The organism is Acinetobacter sp. YH01010 (genome assembly GCF_013420775.1).
GTDB classification, from domain to species: domain Bacteria; phylum Pseudomonadota; class Gammaproteobacteria; order Pseudomonadales; family Moraxellaceae; genus Acinetobacter; species Acinetobacter amyesii.
On record NZ_VOYF01000006.1, the window covers coordinates 133,181 to 153,077 of the forward strand.

Genomic DNA, 19,897 nt, shown 5'->3' on the forward strand with positions numbered 1-19,897 from the left:
TGGGGTGAGATGCGTCAAGGGTGATTCTTTATATATTTGGCTTGGAGTTAACTGGTATGTCTAACCAGAGAATTCGTATCCGTCTTAAGTCTTTTGATCACCGTCTAATTGATCAATCAGCTCAAGAAATCGTAGAAACAGCAAAACGTACTGGCGCACAAGTTTGTGGTCCAATCCCGATGCCTACACGTATCGAACGTTTTAACGTTTTAACATCACCACACGTTAACAAAGATGCGCGTGACCAATACGAGATCCGCACTTACAAACGTTTGATCGACATCGTTCAACCTACAGATAAAACTGTTGATGCATTGATGAAGTTAGATCTTGCAGCTGGTGTTGATGTTCAGATCGCTTTGGGTTAAGGCTTTCGGTTAATTAACGCTCTAAGTTAATTAGGCCGCTTTTTTAGAGGTTTATGCACATGGCTATTGGTTTAGTCGGTCGCAAGTGCGGTATGACACGTATCTTTACAGATGCTGGTGTTTCTGTACCTGTAACAGTGATTGAGGTTGATCCTAACCGCATCACACAAATCAAAACGCTTGAAACTGATGGTTATCAAGCGATTCAAATCACTACTGGTGAACGTCGCGAATCTCGCGTAACTAACGCTCAGAAAGGTCACTTTGCGAAAGCTGGTGTAGCTGCTGGTCGTCTAGTTCAAGAATTCCGCGCTACAGAAGCTGATCTTGAAGGTCGTGAAGTTGGCGGAACTATCGGTGTGGATGTGTTTACAGTGGGTCAAATTGTTGACGTTACTGGTACATCTAAAGGTAAAGGTTTCCAAGGTGGTGTTAAGCGTTGGAACTTCCGTACTCAAGACGCTACACATGGTAACTCTGTATCTCACCGTGTTATCGGTTCTACAGGTCAAAACCAGACTCCTGGTCGCGTGTTCAAAGGCAAAAAAATGCCTGGTCACTTAGGTGCTGAACGTGTAACTACACAGGGTCTTGAAATCGTTGCTATCGACGCAGAACGTTCAGTTCTAGTTGTTAAAGGCGCGGTTCCTGGTGCTACTGGTGGCGACGTTACTGTTCGTCCTACTATCAAGGCCTGAGGGGAAATAACGTGAATTTAAATACTGTTTCCGGCTCTGCTGTTGAGTTATCTGAAGTTGCGTTTGGTCGTGATTTTAACGAAGCTCTTGTACACCAAGTTGTTACAGCTTACTTAGCTGGTGGTCGTCAAGGTTCTAAAGCGCAAAAATCACGTGCTGACGTTTCTGGCGGTGGTAAAAAACCTTTCCGTCAAAAAGGTACTGGCCGCGCTCGTGCTGGTTCTATTCGTAGCCCAATCTGGGTTGGCGGTGGTAAAACTTTTGCTGCTCGTCCACAAGACTGGTCTCAAAAAGTAAACCGTAAAATGTATCGCGGTGCTATGCAATGCATCCTGGCTGAGCTTGTTCGTCAAGATCGCCTTGTTTTAGTTGAAGAGATTGCTGTTGCAGCTCCAAAAACTAAAGAATTGCTTGCAAAACTTAACGACTTGAATGCACCTCGTGCATTAATCGTTACAGATGCTGTTGATGAGAACTTGTATCTTGCTGCTCGCAACATTCCACACGTTGATGTGGTTGATGCTGCTGCAATCGATCCTGTTAGCTTGATCGCGTTCGATAAAGTTGTTATGTCTGTTGCTGCTGCTAAGAAAATTGAGGTAGAACTCGGATGAACAACGAACGTATCTATCAAGTCCTACAAGGACCTGTATTCTCAGAAAAAGCACAAGTTTTAGGCGAAACTGCTGGTGTTCAAGTGTTCAAAGTTGCACTAGATGCAAACAAACTTGAAATCAAAAAAGCTGTTGAGCAACTATTTGGTGTTCAAGTTGTTAAAGTTAACACAACGATCACTAAAGGTAAGACTAAACGCTTTGGTAAAACATTAGGACGTCGTTCTGATGTTAAAAAAGCATACGTCACCCTGAAAGCTGGCCAAGATGTTGAAATGGCTGACTTGGGCGATACCGCTGAAAACGCAGCGGAATAAGGACGAAAATTATGCCGATTCAAAAATGTAAGCCAACGTCTCCAGGACGTCGCTTTGTAGAGAAAGTGGTTCATAACCACCTTCACAAAGGCGCGCCATATGCTCCGTTGGTTGAAGCTAAAAAACGTACTGGCGGTCGTAATAACAACGGTCACATTACAACTCGTCACGTTGGTGGTGGTCATAAACAGCACTACCGTATCGTAGACTTCAAACGTAACAAAGACAGCATCCCTGCTGTAGTTGAGCGTATTGAATACGATCCAAACCGTACAGCTCATATTGCTTTATTGAAATATGCTGACGGTGAACGTCGCTATATTATTGCACCTAAAGGCCTTCGCGCTGGTGATCAAGTTCAATCTGGTAACGATGCTCCAATCCGTCCAGGTAACTGCTTGCCACTTCGCAACATGCCTATCGGTTCTACTCTTCACAACATCGAGCTTAAAATCGGTAAAGGCGCACAATTAGTACGTTCTGCTGGTACATCTGCTCAATTGTTGGGTCGTGACGGTTCTTACGCTATCATTCGTCTTCGTTCAGGCGAAATGCGTAAAGTACACGTTGAATGCCGTGCTGTGTTAGGTGAAGTTTCTAACTCAGAAAGCAACCTTCGTTCACTTGGTAAAGCAGGTGCATCACGCTGGCGTGGCGTTCGTCCTACCGTACGTGGTATGGCGATGAACCCAGTAGACCATCCACATGGTGGTGGTGAAGGACGTAACAAAGGTATTCAACCTGTAAGTCCATGGGGTCAAAAAGCTAAAGGGTACAAAACACGTACCAACAAGCGTACGACTAAGATGATCATTCGCGACCGTCGCGTTAAGTAACAAGTAAAGGAATCTGACAATGCCTCGTTCTCTGAAAAAAGGCCCATTCGTCGATGCGCACTTGTTCGCTAAGGTTGAAGCGGCTATCGCGGCTAATAACCGTAAGCCGATCAAAACTTGGTCGCGTCGTTCGATGATCTTACCGGATTTTGTTGGTCTAACAATTTCTGTACACAATGGCCGTAACCATGTTCCAGTGATCGTATCTGAGCATATGGTTGGTCATAAATTAGGTGAATTCGCGCCAACTCGTACCTATCGTGGTCACGGTGTTGACAAGAAGTCTAAACGTTAATAGGTGCTATGATGGAAGTAACTGCTAAATTACGCGGTGCCGCTATCTCGGCACAAAAAGCACGTTTGGTTGCAGACCTAATTCGCGGCAAATCTGTTGCGCATGCTTTAAATATCTTAAACTTCAGCAACAAAAAAGCTGCAGTTTTAGTTAAAAAAGCATTGGAATCTGCGATTGCAAACGCTGAACACAATAACAGTTTAGATGTAGACGACCTTAAAGTTTCTACGATCTACGTTGATGAAGGCATGAGCCTGAAACGTATTTTGCCACGTGCTAAAGGCCGTGCAGATCGTATTACTAAGCGTACTTGTCACATTACCGTTAAGGTAGGGGTTTGATATGGGTCAGAAGGTTCATCCAATCGGTATCCGCCTAGGTGTTGTGAAACGTCATAACGCTAACTGGTATGCGAATCCGAAACAATATGCTGAATATTTGCTAAAAGATCTTCAAGTTCGTGAGTTTTTAACTAAAAAACTTAAGAATGCGATGGTAAGCAATATTCTTATCGAACGCCCTACAGGCGCAGCTAAAGTAACTATTAGCACTGCACGTCCTGGTATCGTGATCGGTAAAAAAGGCGAAGACATTGAGAAATTACAACGCGAATTAACAGCCATTATGGGTGTTCCTGCGCAAGTAAGTATCAACGAAATCGATCGCCCAGATTTAGACGCTCGTTTAGTTGCTGAAGCAATCGCTTCTCAATTAGAAAAACGTGTAATGTTCCGTCGTGCTATGAAGCGTGCGGTTCAAAACTCTATGCGTGCTGGTGCTAAAGGTATCAAAGTAGAAGTTTCAGGCCGTCTAGGTGGTGCTGAGATTGCTCGTACTGAATGGTATCGTGAAGGTCGTGTACCTCTTCATACTCTTCGTGCTGACATCGACTATGCTACTATGCGTGCTGAGACTACTTACGGTACGATCGGCGTTAAAGTATGGATCTTCCGTGGTGAGATCTTGGGCGGCATGAAACAAGTCATGAACCCAGCTCCAGCTGAAGAACGTCCAGCTAAACGTGGCCGTGGTCGTGGTGAAGGTCAAGAGCGTCGTGGTCGTCGCAATGATCGTTCTGCTGAAAAAGGAGAATAATCCATGTTACAACCTAAACGTACTAAATTCCGTAAAGTGCAAAAAGGCCGTAACACTGGTCTAGCACATCGCGGTAGCTCAGTATCTTTTGGTACTATTGCACTTAAATCAGTTGAACGTGGTCAAATGACCGCACGTCAAATTGAAGCAGCGCGTCGTACAATCAGCCGTCGTATTAAACGTGGTGGTAAGATCTTTATCCGTGTTTTCCCAGACAAACCAATTACTGAAAAACCATTAGAAGTTCGTATGGGTAAAGGTAAAGGTTCTGTGGAATACTGGGTTTGCCAAATCAAACCAGGTAAAGTCTTGTACGAAATTGATGGTGTTAACGAAGAACTTGCTCGCGAAGCGTTTACGCTTGCTGCTGCAAAACTTCCGTTTAAAACCACTATCGTGACTCGGACGGTAATGTAATGAAAACTAATGATCTACGTGAAAAGTCGGTAGAAGAGTTGACAGCTTTGCTTGATGAGCAACAGCTTAACCAATTCCGTCTTCGTATGGCGAAAGCAACTGGTCAATTGGGTAAATCGCACGAAGTTGCGCTTACTCGTAAGACAATTGCTCGTATTAAGACCCTCCTTACCGAAAAACAGGGGAACGGACAATGAGTGAACAAACAGTTCGCACGTTAACCGGTAAAGTAGTTAGCGACAAGATGGACAAGTCTATCGTTGTTCTTATCGAACGCCGCGTTCAACACCCGTTGTATGGCAAATCAATCCGCCGTTCAACTAAATTACACGCTCATGATGAAAATAATGTTGCTAAAGTTGGCGACGTAGTAAGCATCAAAGAAAGCCGCCCAATTTCTAAAACTAAGTCTTGGACTTTAGTTGAAGTTGTTGAAGCTGCTGCTGAGTAATTAAACGTTCTTGCATCATCGGTCAATTTCGAGTACTCTTTGAGCCTTTCGAAATTGCGACCGGTGATGCTCGGTTTTGGAGTAGGGCAATGATTCAAACCGAAAGTATGCTCGACGTAGCAGACAACAGTGGTGCTCGCCGCGTACAATGTATTAAAGTACTTGGTGGTTCACATCGTCGTTATGCTTCTGTTGGCGACATTATTAAAGTTACTGTAAAAGAAGCTATTCCACGTGCACGTGTTAAAAAAGGTGACGTGATGAATGCTGTAGTTGTACGTACAAAATTCGGCATCCGTCGTGCAGATGGTTCAGTTATTCGTTTCGACGATAACGCAGCTGTTATTTTGAACAACAACAAAGCGCCGATTGCAACTCGTATTTTCGGACCAGTGACTCGTGAACTTCGTACTGAACAGTTCATGAAAATTATTTCATTGGCTCCTGAAGTTCTATAAGAGGCACTCATGGCTAAGATTAAAAAGGGCGATCAAGTAATTGTGATCGCAGGTAAAGAAAAAGGCAAACAAGGTACTGTTTTGTCTGTTTCAAATGACCGTGTTAAGGTTGAAGGCCTTAACTTGGTAACGAAGCATCAAAAGCCTAACCGAGCTACTGGCGCTGAAGGCGGCATCGTAACTCAAGAAGCTGAGCTTCATATCTCTAACGTGGCAATTTTTAATGCTACAACCCAAAAGGCTGACCGTGTTGGTTACCAAGTGATTGAAGGCGTGAAAACTCGCGTATTCAAATCTAATGGTGAATCAGTGGCGGTAGCGAAGTAATAGGTTGACTAGGCAATGGCCAGACTTAAAACGCGTTACAACGACGAACTTAAGGCTCAATTAAAAGAAACATTGGGCGTTAAGAATGTGATGGATATTCCTCGCATTACAAAAATCACCATCAACATGGGTGTTGGTGCTGCATCAGCTGACAAGAAATTGTTAGATGGCGCTCTTTCTGATATGCAAGCAATTGCTGGTCAAAAACCAGTACTTACTTTAGCTCGTAAATCTATCGCTGGTTTCAAAATCCGTGATGGTTGGCCGATCGGCTGTAAAGTTACTTTACGCGGCGAACGTATGTACGAATTCTTAGACCGTTTGATCTCTATCGCGATCCCTCGTATCCGTGACTTCCGTGGTTTCTCTGCGAAATCATTCGATGGTCGTGGTAACTACTCAATGGGTCTTAAGGAACAAATCATGTTCCCTGAAATCGATTTTGATAAGATTGATCGTATTCGTGGTATGGACATTACCATCACTACGACTGCTCGCACCGATGACGAAGGCCGTGCGCTTATGCGTGCATTCGGCTTCCCGTTCAAATAAGAGGTCGATATGGCTAAGAAAGGTATGATTAATCGCGAATTGAAACGCGAAGCTACTGTTGCTAAATACGCTGCGAAACGTGCTGAATTAAAAGCAATTATCGCAAACGTTAATGCATCAGACGAAGAACGTTTCGAAGCGATGATGAAATTTCAAGCATTACCACGTAATGCGTCTCCAGTACGTCTACGTAACCGTTGTGGTTTAACTGGTCGTCCTCATGGTTACTTCCGTAAGTTCGGCTTAAGCCGTAACAAATTACGTGAAACAGTAATGCAAGGTGATGTACCGGGCGTTGTTAAGGCAAGCTGGTAAGGAGCACTATAAATGAGTATGCAAGATACCGTTGCCGACATGCTAACACGTGTTCGTAACGCACAAATGGCAAAGAAACAAACTGTTTCTATGCCAAACTCAAAGTTGAAAGTTGCGATTGCTAACGTACTTCAACAAGAAGGTTATATCGCTGATGTAGCTGTTGCTGACAATGAAGGCAAAGCGACTTTAACGATTACTTTAAAATATTTCGAAGGCAAACCAGTTATCGATACTGTGAAACGCGTAAGCCGTCCTGGTCTACGTCAATATCGCGGTAAAGATGCACTTCCTAGCGTTAAGCAAGGTTTAGGTATTGCAATTGTTTCTACAAGCAAAGGCATCATGACTGATCGCGCTGCACGTGCTGCAGGTATCGGTGGTGAAGTTATTGCTTTTGTTTCTTAATAGGTGATTCCTCATGTCTCGTGTGGCTAAAGCCCCAGTAACTGTACCTAACGGTGTTACAGTTACTCAGAACGGCCGGCAGGTCGAAGTGAAAGGCAGCAAAGGTACATTGTCTTTCAACCTGCATGCGCTGGTCGAGCTAAAACAGGAAGACGGTACTCTAGTTATTGCTCCTAAAGCTGAATCTAAAGATGCTTGGATGCAAGCTGGTACTGCTCGCGCTGTGCTTAACAACCTTGTAAAAGGTGTTAACGAAGGTTTCGAACGTAAGTTACAGCTTATCGGTGTTGGTTATAAAGCTGCGGTTAAAGGTAACATTGTTAACCTTAACCTTGGTTTCTCTCACCCGATCGACTACAACCTTCCTGAAGGTGTAACTGCAGAAACTCCTACTGCAACTGAAATTGTACTTAAATCTGCTGATAAAGCTAAATTAGGTCAAGTTGCTGCAGAAATCCGTGGTTACCGTCCGCCAGAGCCTTATAAAGGTAAAGGTGTTCGTTATTCTGACGAAGTTGTACTTCGTAAAGAAGCTAAGAAGAAATAAGGCGCGAGGTTCTTATGAACGAAAAGAAACAATCCCGTTTGCGTCGTGCGAAAAGCACACGCTTGCACATCCGTGCATTGGGTGCGACTCGTTTGTGTGTAAACCGCACTCCGCGTCACATCTATGCTCAAGTTATCTCTGCAGATGGTGGCAAAGTATTAGCGCAAGCTTCTACTTTAGACGCTACTCTACGTGCTGGTACTACTGGTAACGTTGAATCGGCTCAGAAAGTTGGTGCTTTAATTGCAGAACGTGCTAAAGCGGCTGGTGTAACTAAAGTTGCATTTGACCGTTCTGGTTTCAAATATCATGGTCGTATCAAAGCCTTGGCTGATGCTGCTCGTGAAAACGGCTTGGAGTTCTAATCATGGCTAAAGTTGAACAAAACGAAGGTCTTGTTGAAAAGCTGGTTGCCGTTGATCGTGTAGCCAAAGTTGTTAAGGGTGGTCGTATCTTCTCTTTCACAGCATTAACTGTTGTGGGTGATGGTAATGGTCGCGTAGGTTTTGGTCGTGGTAAAGCACGTGAAGTTCCAGCTGCTATTTCTAAAGCACTTGAAGCTGCTCGTCGCAACATGATTACTGTTGACCTTGTTGACGGTACTGTTCAGCACCCTATCAATGCTCGTCACGGTGCAAGCCGCGTTTACATGCAACCTGCTTCTGAAGGTACTGGTGTAATTGCTGGTGGCGCTATGCGTGCAGTTTTAGAAGCTGTAGGTGTACGTAACGTATTAACTAAGTGTTATGGTTCTACTAACGCTGCTAACGTAGTAAACGCAACTTTTAACGGTTTGCGTGATATGACTTCTCCTGAGAAAGTTGCTGCGAAACGTGGTTTATCAGTAGCACAAATTCAAGGGTAATCAATCATGAAAACGATTAAAGTTACCCAGACTAAATCTTCATCGCACCGCTTGAAAAATCACAAGCTTAGCCTTAAAGGTTTAGGTCTGCGTCGTATTGGTCATACAGTTGAAGTGCAAGATACGCCTTCTAACCGTGGTATGATCAACCAAGTTTACTATATGGTTAGTGTAGAGGAATAAGCCATGACTCTGCGTTTAAATACAATTGCACCTGCAGAAGGTGCTAAGCGTGACAACCTTCGTTTAGGCCGTGGTATCGGTTCTGGCGTTGGTAAGACTGGTGGCCGTGGTGTCAAAGGTCAAAACTCACGTAAGAGCGGTGGTACACGTCCTGGTTTCGAAGGTGGTCAAACTGCGTTATACCGTCGTTTACCTAAATTCGGTTTCACTAGCCAAATGGCTTTGAAAACTGCTGAAGTACGTTTATCAGAACTTGCTAAAGTTGAAGGCGACATCGTGTCTCTTGAAACTTTAAAAGCTGCTAACGTTGTACGTAAAGATATGTTGCGTGCACGCATCGTACTTTCTGGTGAAATTACTCGTGCATTCACTGTTCAAGGTGTTGCATTGACTAAAGGCGCTAAAGCTGCTGTTGAAGCTGCTGGCGGTAAAGTCGAGGAGTAATCCCCAGTGTCTATGACTCCTAGTTCGACAGGTCATGTTAACATGATGAAAGGCCAACCTTTTCATGTGAAATATCGTGAAATTATTCGCCGTATGATGTTCCTCATCGGGGCGTTGTTGGTTTTTCGACTGGGAGCACATATTCCAGTACCGGGCATTAACAATGCCGCACTAGAGAATCTGTTTAATGCAAACCAAGGTACGATCCTTGGTTTGTTTAACATGTTCTCAGGTGGTGCATTAGAGCGTATGTCAATTCTTGCTCTTGGGATTATGCCGTATATCTCTGCATCGATTATTGTGCAGTTAATGTCTACGGTTGTTCCTTCGCTGGAAGCTTTAAAGAAAGAAGGCGAACAAGGTAAGCGTAAGATCAATCAATATACGCGACAAGGCACATTGTTTCTTGCACTTGTGCAAGCTGTTGGGATGTGTGCAGGTCTGATTAGTCAAAATATTACTTTGACTAGTGGACTTGCTTTTTACGTTCCTGCTGTAACTTCTTTAGTTGCAGGTACAATGTTCCTGATGTGGTTAGGTGAGCAAATTACAGAGCGTGGAGTAGGGAATGGTATTTCCATGATCATCTTCGCTGGTATTGTTGCTGGTTTGCCGAACTTGGTTCTGCAATCTTTAACCTCAGTAGATAATGGCCAATCAAGTTTAATTGGTCTTGCAATTTTTGCATTGCTGTCTGTTGCAGTGTTAGCAGCAATTGTGTTTATTGAGAAGGCGCAGCGTCGTATTCCGGTAAACTATGCTCAAAAACAACAAGGTCGTCGTGTATTTACTGCCCAGCAAACACATTTGCCATTAAAAATTAATATGGCGGGTGTGATTCCTGCAATTTTTGCTAGTTCATTGCTATTGTTCCCAGCGAGCTTAGGGCAATGGGTAGGCAGCGCAGATCCAAATGCTGGCGTGATTAAACGTGGCCTACAAGATTTGGCACTCGTATTGTCGCCGGGTCAACCGATGTATTTGGTGCTATTTGGCGCATTAATTATCTTCTTCTGTTACTTCTATACTGCGCTAGTATTTAGCCCGAAAGAAGTGTCAGAGAATTTAAAACGTAGTGGTGCTTATGTACCGGGTATTCGTCCTGGTGAGCAAACTGCACGCTATTTAGATCATATTTTGAATCGTTTGACTTTTATTGGCGCGGTTTATATCACAATCATCTGTTTAATGCCGATGATTCTACAAAGTTCATTTGGTATTCCATTTAGCTTAGGTGGTACGTCTTTACTGATCGTAGTGGTGGTGGTGATGGACTTTATGGCTCAGCTTCAAGCTCATCTCACATCGCATCAATATGACAATCAATCGTTAATGCGTAAAACGACTGCTCATCCGAAAGGATAAGCGCACTTAGAGGTTTCATTATGAAAGTTCAAGCTTCTGTAAAGAAAATTTGTGGTAGCTGTAAAGTTATCCGTCGTAATGGGGTTATTCGCGTAATTTGCAGCGCAGAACCTCGTCATAAGCAGCGTCAAGGTTAATCTGATCAAGACCTGTTGATTTCAGTAGGCTAATTAGGTTATTATCCGCCCCTCAAAGATTTTGTCGGGCGGTTGATTATCTTAACTGCCTTTTTGGAGAAAATTGAATGGCTCGTATTGCCGGTGTAAACATTCCGGATAACAAGCATGCTGTTATCTCTCTAACGTACATTTTTGGTATTGGTCGCCACACTGCAAAAGCTATCTTAGCTGCTGCTGGTATTGCACCAACAACTAAAATTCGTGAATTAGATGACGCTCAGCTTGATGCGATTCGTGCAGAAGTTACTAAGGTTCCTACCGAAGGTGATTTACGTCGCGAAATTTCCATGAACATTAAACGTTTAATGGATTTAGGCTGCTACCGCGGTCTTCGTCATCGTCGCAGCTTGCCTGTCCGTGGTCAACGCACCAAAACTAACGCACGTACCCGTAAAGGTCCGCGCAAACCTATTAAGAAATAAGATTTCTGGAAGCTAAAAGATGGCTAAAGATACTCGCACACGCAAGAAGGTCACTCGTACCGTCTCTGAAGGTGTTGCACACATTCACGCTTCTTTTAATAACACCATTGTGACTATTACCGATCGTCAAGGTAATGCACTGGCTTGGGCTACCTCTGGTGGACAAGGCTTCCGTGGATCACGTAAATCAACTCCGTTTGCTGCTCAGGTAGCTGCTGAGGTTGCTGGTAAAGCTGCTTTAGATTACGGTTTGAAAAACTTGGACGTCCTTGTAAAAGGTCCTGGTCCAGGTCGTGAATCTGCGGTTCGTGCTTTAGGTGCAGTGGGTTATAAAATTAACAGCATTACCGATGTGACGCCAATCCCGCACAACGGTTGCCGTCCACCTAAAAAACGTCGCGTGTAAGGAGAAACATTCATGGCTCGTTATATTGGTCCAAAATGCAAACTCTCTCGCCGCGAAGGGACAGACCTGCAATTAAAATCTGGCGTTAAACCATTTGACGTCAAAACAAAAAAAGCTGCTAAAGCACCTGGCCAACATGGTGGCGCTCGTGGTGGCAAACAATCTGAGTACTCACTACAATTACGTGAAAAACAAAAAGTACGTCGTATGTACGGTGTTTTAGAGCGTCAATTTAGTAACTACTACAAAGAAGCTGCTCGTGTTAAAGGCGCAACAGGTGAAAACTTGTTGAAACTTCTTGAAAGCCGTCTAGATAACGTTGTTTATCGCATGGGTTTTGGTTCTACACGTGCAGAAGCTCGTCAGCTTGTATCTCACCGTTCAATCACTTTAAATGGTCGTCGTGTTAACATCGCGTCTATCCAAGTTAAAGCTGGTGACGTTGTTGCGGTTCACGAAGGTGCTAAACAACAATTGCGTATTAAAAACGCAGTTGAGTTAGCGACTCAACGTGGCATTCCATCTTGGATTGAAATTGATCATTCTAAATTGGAAGGTACATTCAAAGCTGCACCAGATCGCTCTGATTTACCTGCTGAAATCAACGAAAGCTTGATTGTAGAATTGTATTCTAAATAATCCTTGAGGTAGCAATAATGACGCGTACTGCAAATGAGTTTCTAACTCCGCAAGCGATTAAGGTCGAAGCGGCAAGCGGGACCTCGGCAAAAGTTATTCTAGAACCATTAGAGCGTGGCTTTGGTCATACTCTTGGTAATGCTTTACGTCGTATCCTTTTGTCTTCTTTACCTGGCGCAGCCGTGGTTGAAGTAGAGATTGAAGGTGTCGAGCACGAGTACAGTACTTTGGAAGGCTTGCAGCAGGACATCGTCGAGCTCTTGCTGAACCTAAAAGGATTGTCTATTAAGCTGTTCGATCAAAATGAAGCTTATCTGACATTGGAAAAACAAGGTCCTGGCGACGTTACAGCCGCTGACCTTCGTTTACCACACAATGTTGAAGTGGTTAACCCTGAACATTTGATCGGTACTTTAAGTGCTTCTGGCTCATTAAAAATGCGCCTGAAAGTTTCTCAAGGTCGTGGTTATGAGACTTCTGATTCACGCTTCCCTGAGGGCGAAACTCGCCCAGTGGGTCGTTTGCAATTAGATGCTTCTTACAGCCCAATCAAACGTGTGTCTTACACAGTGGAAAACGCTCGTGTAGAACAACGTACTGATCTTGATAAACTGATCATTGATCTTGAAACCAACGGTACTGTTGATCCTGAAGAAGCAATCCGCAAAGCGGCAACAATCTTGCAACAACAAATTGCAATTTTTGTTGATCTTCAGAAAGATCAAGCACCAGTTGCTCAAGAGCCTCGTGAAGAAGTTGATCCGATTTTGCTTCGTCCAGTAGATGATCTAGAGCTTACTGTTCGTTCTGCTAACTGTTTGAAAGCAGAAAATATTTACTACATTGGCGATCTTGTTCAACGTACTGAAGTTGAGTTGCTTAAAACTCCTAACTTAGGTAAAAAATCGTTGACTGAGATTAAAGATGTTCTGGCATCGAAAGGCTTGCAATTGGGCATGCGTTTAGAGAACTGGCCACCGGCTAGCCTCCGCATGGACGATCGCTTTGCTTATCGTAGCCGTTAATTAAGTAGGACTATCACCATGCGTCATCGTAATAGTGGTGTGAAATTAGGCCGTACAAGCAGTCATCGTAAAGCGATGTTCCAAAACATGGCTAATTCTTTGTTCGAACACGAGTTAATTAAAACTACTGTTCCTAAAGCAAAAGAATTACGTCGTGTTGCTGAGCCTTTAATCACTTTAGCTAAAGTCGATTCTGTAGCAAACCGTCGTTTAGCGTTTGCTCGTACTCGTTCAGCTGCAACTGTTGGTAAATTATTTACCGTTCTTGGCCCTCGTTACAAAGAGCGTAACGGCGGTTATCTACGTGTTCTTAAAGCGGGCTTCCGTGCAGGTGATGCTGCACCGATGGCTTACGTTGAGCTAGTAGATCGCGAAGTTAACTAATTTCGTGAAGAGCAGCGTACGTTGTTCTAAAAAAGGTCGGTTTTTAACCGACCTTTTTTAATGCCTGCAGTTTTATGTTGGCTGTATATTGTTAGACAATAATTCAATTTGTCCTTAAAAGATAAAAATAAATCGCCTTTTGCTTAAACTTGACATTGTGCATTGTCAAAAATGTGATTTAATAAATATAAATCTAAGATAGGTTAAAAGAACAACATGGAAAAACAAGTTGATATTCTCATTGTAGGTGCAGGGATCTCCGGTGTAGGTTTGGCTGCGCATCTTTCAAAAAAATGTCCAAATCGTTCATTTGAAATTATTGAACGTCGTGAAAGTTTCGGTGGTACATGGGATCTTTTTAAATATCCGGGTATTCGTTCTGATTCGGACATGTCAACTTTTGGCTTTAATTTTAAGCCGTGGAAAAAATCTAGTGTGCTTGCTGATGGGTCTTCGATTAAAGGCTACCTTTCTGAAGTGATTGACGAATATAAAATCAAAGAAAAAATTCATTTTCAACATCGTGTTGTGAGTGCAAATTACGACTCACAAACTCGTAAATGGTCTGTTGTTATTGAAGATGCGAAGAAGAAACAACAAACTTGGGTTGCAAATTTCGTCTTTGGCTGTACAGGTTATTATAATTATGACCAAGGGTTCCAACCTGAGTTTAAAGGGCAGGAAAACTTTAAAGGTACCTTCATTCATCCACAACATTGGCCTGAAAATTTTAATTATGCAGGCAAAAAAGTGGTGATTATTGGCAGTGGAGCAACAGCGATTACATTGGTACCAGCTATGGCAAAAGGCGGTGTTGGGCATGTGACCATGCTACAGCGTTCTCCAACCTATATTGCCTCAGTACCTTCTATTGACATCATTTATGACAAGATGCGTAAAGTATTGCCTGAAGATGTTGCTTATAAACTGACCCGTGCACGAAATATCGGTGTCCAACGGGCTGTTTATGCTGTTGCACAAAAGCAACCTAAATTACTCCGTAAATTTTTATTAAAATCAATTGAGTTGCAGTTGAAAGGTAAAGTAGATATGAAGCACTTTACCCCAGATTACAATCCTTGGGATCAGCGCCTTTGTGTGGTGCCAGATGGTGATTTGTTTAAAATTTTACGCGATGGCCGTGCATCTGTTGAAACCGATCAAATTGAAAGTTTTACTGAAAATGGCATTCAATTGAAATCAGGTAAACATCTTGATGCAGATGTAGTAATTTCTGCTACAGGTCTCAACATTCAAATTTTAGGCGGCATTAGTGCCACAATCGATGGACAGCCACTGAATACCTCAAAACATATGTTATATCGTGGTGTTATGGTCAGTGATGTACCCAATATGGCGATGATTATTGGCTATATTAATGCTTCATGGACTTTAAAAGTCGATATTGCTTCTGAATACATCTGTAAATTGATTAACTATATGGATCAAAATGGTTATAACCAAGTGATTCCACAAGGCGATGCGACCGAGTTGTTAGAAGATACCGTAATGGGAAGTTTGACTTCAGGCTATATTGCACGTGCAGCAGATGTGATGCCAAAACAGGGTAAACATGCACCGTGGAAAGTCAGCAATAACTATTTGGCAGATCGTAAAGAATTAAAGCATGCTTCATTTGAAGATGGAGTGCTGAAATTTGAAAAAAAGTCAGATCAAGTGGCGGCTAAACCCAGATTAGTTTCTTAAGGCAGTTATAGAAAAAGGAGCATCATGCTCCTTTTTTTTTGCTTTAGATGAGTGACTTTAGGGTTTTATTTGATGCGCTTTATTTGTTGAAAAATATATCATGTTGAAAATAAGGAAAAGCACACAGGGTTAATGTGAATATTCAAGAACATTCAGAATTTATAAAATTAAATGATTATGAGCTATATACCAAAGCTTGGCAGCCCGAAACAGCAGATAAAGATGTAACTTTGGCCCCGATTATATTGATGCATGATTCACTGGGGAGTGTGGATTTGTGGCGTGATTTTCCTGCGCAATTGGCTTCTGTGTCTGGCAGAAAGGTCATTGCTTATGATCGATTGGGTTTTGGTCGTTCGTCAGCAAACCCTGATGTATTAAGTACGGATTTTGTCTATGCCGAAGCACAGCAGGGCTTTAAGGTGCTACTTCAACATTATTCTATTCAACAGTTTATCGTGATGGGGCATAGTGTTGGCGGAGGAATGTCTGTTGTGATTGCCAGTGAATATACTGAACAATGTCGAGGTCTGATTACTATATCAGCACAGTATGAAGTGGAAGAACTCACATTATCGGGTATACGTGAAGCTAAAACAGGGTTTGCGCAGCCTGGACAGCTTGAACGCTTGGCTAAATACCATGGGGATAAAGCCCAATGGGTTTTGGATGCTTGGACTGAAACTTGGCTCTCACCGAGTTTTCGTCAATGGAACCTCGAGCATTATGTTGGAAAAGTACAGTGTCCAAGCTTGATCATTCATGGAGAACTGGATGAATACGGGACGACAGCACAAGCTCAGAAACTTTTTTCGGGTATACAAGGCGATACCGAGCTAGAGATTTTGGAAGGGCTTCATCACATGCCGCACAAAGAGCAACCTGCTTTGGTCACTGCACTGATCTGTGATTTTGTGAATGATTTAAGTTGATATCGAAAGAATGAAAAAAGCCCATCAGATGATGGGCTTTGTTGTTATAAAGAGCGGGAAATCAGCTCTTTCATAATTTCATTGGTACCGGCATAAATACGATTGGCTCGATTGTCAATATAAGCCCGTGCAATTGGATATTCAAGCATATAGCCATAGCCACCATGCAACTGCAGACATTCATCCACAACTTTGGAAAACATTTCTGAAATTTTGTATTTAGCAGCGGCTGCAGCGTCAATACCGAGCTGTTCCTCAAGTTGTAGTTCCATACAGCGATCTAGATAAGCTCTACAAAAATCGATCTCAGTACGTAGTTCTGCCAATTTAAAACGGGTGTTTTGGAAACTAGATACGGTCTTGCCAAATGCCTTACGCTCTTTGGTGTATTGAACAGTGTGCGCAAAGGCTGCTTCTGCACCGGCTTGGCAAATAATCGCGACCAACATACGTTCCCAAGCCAATTCCTTCATCAGCATCATAAAGCCCATACCTTGCATGCCAAGTAAGTTGCTTTTAGGGACGCGGACATTGTCAAAGAACAGTTCACAGGTATCCTGACCTTTCATGCCAATTTTATTTAAAGGTTTGCCTTTGCTAAAACCGACGCGATCTGCCTCGACGATAATTAGCGATAAATTAGCTGAACCTTTTTCACTATTACCTGTCTTGCAGACCACAATTGCCATGTCACATAAATAGCCATTGGTGATAAAGATTTTTGACCCATTAATAATATAGTCATCGCCATCTTCTGTAGCGGTTGTGCGTACCGCTTGTAGGTCTGAACCTGTGCCTGGTTCGGTCATTGCAATGGCAGTCACGGTTTCGCCAGAAGCCATTTTCGGCAGCCAATGCAGCTTTTGTTCTTCATTGCCAAAGTTATGAATATAATTGGCCACAATGTCGGAATGCAGTGAAAAGCCAGTAGAGGAGTCCATAGCATAGGCCTGCTCTTCAATCAGAATCATGCTATAGAGTCGGTCTACACCATAGCCACCGTAAGCTTCGGGCATGGTCGGGCAAAGTAAGCCCATGGCACCGGCTTTATTCCATAAGTCACGGTCAACGTGTTGCTGATTTTCGTATTTTTCGATATTAGGTATGACTTCTTTTTCATAAAATTTTCGTACTGTTTCACGAAATGCATCATGTTCTGCATTAAATAATTGACGTGGCAGCATGTTGTTGAGTGGGCGAATCGCTCCAGATTGCATTTTGAATATCCTATTCATTTTTATGGCTTTGTCTTCAACTTATAAGATGCAGCGTGTGACTGCAATGTGCAGAACATTCAAAAGCAAGAATTGCGATGAAGCATTCGATCAATCTTTGAAAACACTCCACTTCAATGGGGTGGATGAGTTACACTAGACGGGTTCAACGATTGGGGAAGACAATGACTGATGAAATCAGCTTAGAAGAGCGTAAAGTGATCTACCGCGCACGTCGTGGTTTAAAAGAGATTGATGTTTATTTTGATCCCTACGTCAAAAATTACTATTTACAAGCCGATGCAGCTGAAAAAGACATGTTTGCAGAACTCGTTGCTGCAGAAGATCCAGATTTGTTGGATTGGTTTATGGAAGTTAGTGAACCGCCACGTCCTGAATTAAAAACGTTTATTCAAAAATTAAAACATTACGTTCATGGATAATCGGCAATTCAAACTGAAACGCAGTTTTTTATCGCATGCGTTTCAGTTTTTTATTTTTGCGGTATTGATGACGCTGCTTTATCAGTTACTAACACCCATGCTTTGGGGGATATTTTTCCTCATCGGGCTAGTGGTTTATGTTCTGTTTTTCCGTAAGCATTTACACGTCACCAGTCTAGATTATTTGGATGGAACTGATTGGTCTTTGCAACGACTGAACCGCCCGGTGCAACGCGTTCAAATTAGCCATATTTTGGATCATCAAATGTATATCGTGGTGTATTTTATGCATGCGCGTGCAAAACCGGTGATTATTTGGCGCGATCAATTGTCATTGAAACAGTGGAAATCACTCAAAGTATTGGCCAAAATGATCTAATTGTTAGACAGCCTGTATTTTTAAAATTCTATAAAATGAAAATATTTCATTATCTTATATTGCAGGTAAAATAATCTTGTCTGACAGGATTGGATTTTATTGGCAAAATATTTAAATTGTCTGACAATTTTAAGCTGTGCGGTGATTCTCTGCCTATATATTAGCCTTACCAACAGCCGTTAAAGGAAATCATCATGATGATGCCAACTTGGATGTTTCTGGTAATAGCGATTGTGTTAGCAATTGTTATAGGACGACTAGGAACAGTGCTGAAGGAACAGTTAACTCAAAAATAAGCAGTCAAACGCTTTCACAGTTAATAAGTAGCATGTGCCGAACCGTCGCTATGCTACTTTTTTTTTGCCTAAAATTTAGTCTTTCTAAAAAATCAGTCAATTGCATTCAGCGTGATTCATGGCACAGTGTGTCGTTCAAATTAGAGCAAATACTCTTTTATTCATTTTTTGCTTCTGATATGTTTGTCGTGATGGACATAAACACAATTATAGAGGACAGGAAAATGTCGAGCGTCCAAAAAATATGCCAGGGTGTGGCAGTTGTAGCAATAACAAGTACATTATTCGCGGGTTGTTCACAGGTTGTAAAAACCGGTGCTAATGTTGCACTCGGATTTACCGAAAAACATATTGTGCCACCAATTTTAGCCATGGAAGATGCTGAAATGGTGTGTAATTCAGGTAATTCATTAACCCCAGCCATTATGGCCACCAAAGATATGGGCGCAGACCCAACACGTGTGGCTGTGTTGATGTATTCAGCAGCAGGGATTTGTGCAGAACAAAAAGCCTTGGATGCAGAGTTACGTTATTTACGTGCATCTAAAGCTAACCAAGTAACCGAAGCACAGGATGCCCGTGTTGAGCAAAAGCGTTGGGCGGCACTTGCGGCACAGCGTCAATATACCGGCTATCAATTATTTCAAGATCGTTTTGAAAAGAAGTATAAGAAAAGTCTAGGTGAAGGCTGTCCAAAAATGAACAGCGACATTGACCAAACAGTGTATATGTTGGGAATGTTAAGTGGCTTACAGGCCATGACCAATGATATTAACTCAGGTGGGGCGGTAAACGTTCCTAAAGACATTGCTGCGATTGTTGAACGCGGTATGGTGTGTCTGAATAATGAAAAATTCTGGGGCGCACCAAATGCAACCCGCGCTGTGATCTGGACTTTACTGCCGGGTGCTGGAGATGGAAAACCTGATCCATACCAAACCTTAAAACAATCCGCGCAAATTGGTGAGCAAAAAGGCGTGAGACTATCTCATGCGTTATATGCCGTTGCTGCACAGGCCAGTGGCGATGATGCGAAAATCCGTGATGCCTTACGTACCTTTGCACAAGCGCGTAGTGATGAAAAACCTGTTAACCCACAATTTAAACTCATCGATAGTATGGCTGAAAGCATGGTGAAAGGGATTTCAGATCGTTATTGGACTGAACATACAGGCGTTCGTACGGCTGATGATGGTATGGAACATTTCTGGGATGAAAGTGCCAATAGTTCTGAACTCGATGATTTGTTTAGTGGTGATATTGAAACCAGTGGCACAGCTGCAAATTAATCTTTGCAATAGCGTTTAAAAGTGAGG

34 protein-coding genes are annotated in these 19,897 nt (G+C 42.7%); 33 read left to right on the forward strand and 1 reads right to left on the reverse strand.

All coding sequences use genetic code 11. From position 1 onward, the window contains the following. Positions 1 to 56: 56 nt before the first annotated feature. The 30 genes from rpsJ (at position 57) to FTT77_RS07590 (ending at position 16,249) form a co-directional block, all read left to right on the forward strand. Positions 57 to 368: a 30S ribosomal protein S10 gene (rpsJ, locus tag FTT77_RS07445; protein WP_000070912.1), complete on the forward strand. Its 312-nt coding sequence runs from the start codon at positions 57 to 59 to the stop codon at positions 366 to 368. Between the two features lie 59 nt (positions 369 to 427). Continuing rightward, the gene (gene rplC, locus FTT77_RS07450) at positions 428 to 1,066 is read left to right on the forward strand and encodes a 50S ribosomal protein L3 (RefSeq protein WP_078189280.1); all 639 of its coding nucleotides are present in this window, start codon (positions 428 to 430) and stop codon (positions 1,064 to 1,066) included. Between the two features lie 11 nt (positions 1,067 to 1,077). Next, entirely contained in the window at positions 1,078 to 1,680 is a 603-nt protein-coding gene (gene rplD, locus FTT77_RS07455) for a 50S ribosomal protein L4 (protein ID WP_078189279.1), read from the forward strand. Next, positions 1,677 to 1,997: a 50S ribosomal protein L23 gene (gene rplW, locus FTT77_RS07460; protein ID WP_005012992.1), complete on the forward strand. Its 321-nt coding sequence runs from the start codon at positions 1,677 to 1,679 to the stop codon at positions 1,995 to 1,997. Before rplD ends, rplW begins: the two co-directional genes overlap by 4 nt. 11 nt (positions 1,998 to 2,008) lie before the next feature. Continuing rightward, entirely contained in the window at positions 2,009 to 2,833 is an 825-nt protein-coding gene (gene rplB / locus FTT77_RS07465; protein WP_078189278.1) for a 50S ribosomal protein L2, read from the forward strand. Between the two features lie 19 nt (positions 2,834 to 2,852). Next, on the forward strand, positions 2,853 to 3,128 hold the full coding sequence (gene rpsS, locus FTT77_RS07470) for a 30S ribosomal protein S19 (RefSeq protein WP_004281508.1): 276 nt from the start codon (positions 2,853 to 2,855) through the stop codon (positions 3,126 to 3,128). Between the two features lie 11 nt (positions 3,129 to 3,139). Beyond that, positions 3,140 to 3,469 (forward strand): 50S ribosomal protein L22, encoded by a 330-nt coding sequence (gene rplV / locus FTT77_RS07475; protein WP_035265103.1) that lies wholly within the window; start codon positions 3,140 to 3,142, stop codon positions 3,467 to 3,469. A 1-nt stretch (position 3,470) separates the two neighbouring features. Further along, complete coding sequence (gene rpsC / locus FTT77_RS07480) at positions 3,471 to 4,223, forward strand: 30S ribosomal protein S3 (RefSeq protein ID WP_078189277.1); 753 nt, start codon at positions 3,471 to 3,473, stop codon at positions 4,221 to 4,223. 3 nt (positions 4,224 to 4,226) lie between these two features. Then, complete coding sequence (gene rplP / locus FTT77_RS07485; protein WP_068909575.1) at positions 4,227 to 4,640, forward strand: 50S ribosomal protein L16; 414 nt, start codon at positions 4,227 to 4,229, stop codon at positions 4,638 to 4,640. Next, positions 4,640 to 4,837 carry a 50S ribosomal protein L29 gene (rpmC, locus tag FTT77_RS07490; RefSeq protein ID WP_005012982.1) on the forward strand — a complete coding sequence of 66 codons (198 nt, stop codon included), beginning with the start codon at positions 4,640 to 4,642 and terminating at the stop codon, positions 4,835 to 4,837. Before rplP ends, rpmC begins: the two co-directional genes overlap by 1 nt. Next, on the forward strand, positions 4,834 to 5,091 hold the full coding sequence (gene rpsQ, locus FTT77_RS07495; RefSeq protein WP_078189275.1) for a 30S ribosomal protein S17: 258 nt from the start codon (positions 4,834 to 4,836) through the stop codon (positions 5,089 to 5,091). Before rpmC ends, rpsQ begins: the two co-directional genes overlap by 4 nt. An 89-nt stretch (positions 5,092 to 5,180) precedes the next feature. Next, entirely contained in the window at positions 5,181 to 5,549 is a 369-nt protein-coding gene (gene rplN, locus FTT77_RS07500; protein WP_005012978.1) for a 50S ribosomal protein L14, read from the forward strand. A gap of 9 nt (positions 5,550 to 5,558) precedes the next feature. Continuing rightward, a complete protein-coding gene (rplX, locus tag FTT77_RS07505) occupies positions 5,559 to 5,876 on the forward strand; it encodes a 50S ribosomal protein L24 (RefSeq protein WP_078189274.1) in 318 nt (105 codons plus the stop codon). A gap of 15 nt (positions 5,877 to 5,891) precedes the next feature. After that, positions 5,892 to 6,428, forward strand: coding sequence for a 50S ribosomal protein L5 (rplE, locus tag FTT77_RS07510; protein ID WP_067762907.1), 537 nt, complete (start codon positions 5,892 to 5,894; stop codon positions 6,426 to 6,428). 9 nt (positions 6,429 to 6,437) lie between these two features. Further along, positions 6,438 to 6,743: a 30S ribosomal protein S14 gene (gene rpsN / locus FTT77_RS07515; RefSeq protein WP_067762906.1), complete on the forward strand. Its 306-nt coding sequence runs from the start codon at positions 6,438 to 6,440 to the stop codon at positions 6,741 to 6,743. 12 nt (positions 6,744 to 6,755) lie between these two features. Continuing rightward, on the forward strand, positions 6,756 to 7,151 hold the full coding sequence (gene rpsH, locus FTT77_RS07520; protein WP_078189273.1) for a 30S ribosomal protein S8: 396 nt from the start codon (positions 6,756 to 6,758) through the stop codon (positions 7,149 to 7,151). Positions 7,152 to 7,164: 13 nt separating this feature from the next. Then, the gene (gene rplF, locus FTT77_RS07525) at positions 7,165 to 7,698 is read left to right on the forward strand and encodes a 50S ribosomal protein L6 (protein WP_078189272.1); all 534 of its coding nucleotides are present in this window, start codon (positions 7,165 to 7,167) and stop codon (positions 7,696 to 7,698) included. A gap of 14 nt (positions 7,699 to 7,712) precedes the next feature. Beyond that, the gene (rplR, locus tag FTT77_RS07530) at positions 7,713 to 8,063 is read left to right on the forward strand and encodes a 50S ribosomal protein L18 (protein ID WP_067762903.1); all 351 of its coding nucleotides are present in this window, start codon (positions 7,713 to 7,715) and stop codon (positions 8,061 to 8,063) included. Between the two features lie 2 nt (positions 8,064 to 8,065). Next, the gene (gene rpsE, locus FTT77_RS07535; protein ID WP_067762902.1) at positions 8,066 to 8,563 is read left to right on the forward strand and encodes a 30S ribosomal protein S5; all 498 of its coding nucleotides are present in this window, start codon (positions 8,066 to 8,068) and stop codon (positions 8,561 to 8,563) included. 6 nt (positions 8,564 to 8,569) lie between these two features. Next, on the forward strand, positions 8,570 to 8,746 hold the full coding sequence (rpmD, locus tag FTT77_RS07540; protein ID WP_005012961.1) for a 50S ribosomal protein L30: 177 nt from the start codon (positions 8,570 to 8,572) through the stop codon (positions 8,744 to 8,746). Between the two features lie 3 nt (positions 8,747 to 8,749). Then, a complete protein-coding gene (gene rplO / locus FTT77_RS07545) occupies positions 8,750 to 9,190 on the forward strand; it encodes a 50S ribosomal protein L15 (protein ID WP_078189271.1) in 441 nt (146 codons plus the stop codon). Between the two features lie 45 nt (positions 9,191 to 9,235). Further along, positions 9,236 to 10,555, forward strand: a complete 1,320-nt coding sequence (gene secY / locus FTT77_RS07550; RefSeq protein ID WP_171263746.1) for a preprotein translocase subunit SecY — start codon at positions 9,236 to 9,238, stop codon at positions 10,553 to 10,555. Between the two features lie 20 nt (positions 10,556 to 10,575). Next, entirely contained in the window at positions 10,576 to 10,692 is a 117-nt protein-coding gene (gene rpmJ, locus FTT77_RS07555; RefSeq protein WP_000867907.1) for a 50S ribosomal protein L36, read from the forward strand. Positions 10,693 to 10,799: 107 nt separating this feature from the next. Then, a complete protein-coding gene (gene rpsM / locus FTT77_RS07560; RefSeq protein WP_078189269.1) occupies positions 10,800 to 11,156 on the forward strand; it encodes a 30S ribosomal protein S13 in 357 nt (118 codons plus the stop codon). Between the two features lie 19 nt (positions 11,157 to 11,175). Then, positions 11,176 to 11,562 (forward strand): 30S ribosomal protein S11, encoded by a 387-nt coding sequence (gene rpsK / locus FTT77_RS07565; protein WP_001040166.1) that lies wholly within the window; start codon positions 11,176 to 11,178, stop codon positions 11,560 to 11,562. Between the two features lie 12 nt (positions 11,563 to 11,574). After that, positions 11,575 to 12,201: a 30S ribosomal protein S4 gene (gene rpsD / locus FTT77_RS07570; RefSeq protein WP_078192454.1), complete on the forward strand. Its 627-nt coding sequence runs from the start codon at positions 11,575 to 11,577 to the stop codon at positions 12,199 to 12,201. A gap of 17 nt (positions 12,202 to 12,218) precedes the next feature. Further along, a complete protein-coding gene (locus FTT77_RS07575; RefSeq protein ID WP_004650465.1) occupies positions 12,219 to 13,226 on the forward strand; it encodes a DNA-directed RNA polymerase subunit alpha in 1,008 nt (335 codons plus the stop codon). 18 nt (positions 13,227 to 13,244) lie between these two features. Continuing rightward, a complete protein-coding gene (gene rplQ, locus FTT77_RS07580) occupies positions 13,245 to 13,610 on the forward strand; it encodes a 50S ribosomal protein L17 (protein WP_005012953.1) in 366 nt (121 codons plus the stop codon). A 216-nt stretch (positions 13,611 to 13,826) separates the two neighbouring features. Beyond that, positions 13,827 to 15,317: an NAD(P)/FAD-dependent oxidoreductase gene (locus FTT77_RS07585; RefSeq protein WP_180026054.1), complete on the forward strand. Its 1,491-nt coding sequence runs from the start codon at positions 13,827 to 13,829 to the stop codon at positions 15,315 to 15,317. 134 nt (positions 15,318 to 15,451) lie between these two features. After that, entirely contained in the window at positions 15,452 to 16,249 is a 798-nt protein-coding gene (locus tag FTT77_RS07590; RefSeq protein WP_257246880.1) for an alpha/beta fold hydrolase, read from the forward strand. Between the two features lie 44 nt (positions 16,250 to 16,293). Here FTT77_RS07590 and FTT77_RS07595 read toward each other — a convergent pair whose 3' ends face one another. Continuing rightward, the gene (locus FTT77_RS07595; protein WP_180109105.1) at positions 16,294 to 17,466 is read right to left on the reverse strand and encodes an acyl-CoA dehydrogenase family protein; all 1,173 of its coding nucleotides are present in this window, start codon (positions 17,464 to 17,466) and stop codon (positions 16,294 to 16,296) included. Positions 17,467 to 17,648: 182 nt separating this feature from the next. On the opposite strand from FTT77_RS07595, the gene FTT77_RS07600 reads away from it, so the two are divergent. The 3 genes from FTT77_RS07600 (at position 17,649) to FTT77_RS07610 (ending at position 19,870) form a co-directional block, all read left to right on the forward strand. Continuing rightward, positions 17,649 to 17,906, forward strand: coding sequence for a succinate dehydrogenase assembly factor 2 (locus FTT77_RS07600; protein ID WP_078189264.1), 258 nt, complete (start codon positions 17,649 to 17,651; stop codon positions 17,904 to 17,906). Then, positions 17,899 to 18,285, forward strand: coding sequence for a hypothetical protein (locus tag FTT77_RS07605; protein ID WP_078189263.1), 387 nt, complete (start codon positions 17,899 to 17,901; stop codon positions 18,283 to 18,285). The genes FTT77_RS07600 and FTT77_RS07605 overlap by 8 nt, the downstream gene beginning before the upstream one ends. Before the next feature lie 520 nt (positions 18,286 to 18,805). Then, positions 18,806 to 19,870 carry a hypothetical protein gene (locus FTT77_RS07610; protein WP_168379121.1) on the forward strand — a complete coding sequence of 355 codons (1,065 nt, stop codon included), beginning with the start codon at positions 18,806 to 18,808 and terminating at the stop codon, positions 19,868 to 19,870. The last annotated feature ends 27 nt before the right edge of the window (positions 19,871 to 19,897 follow it).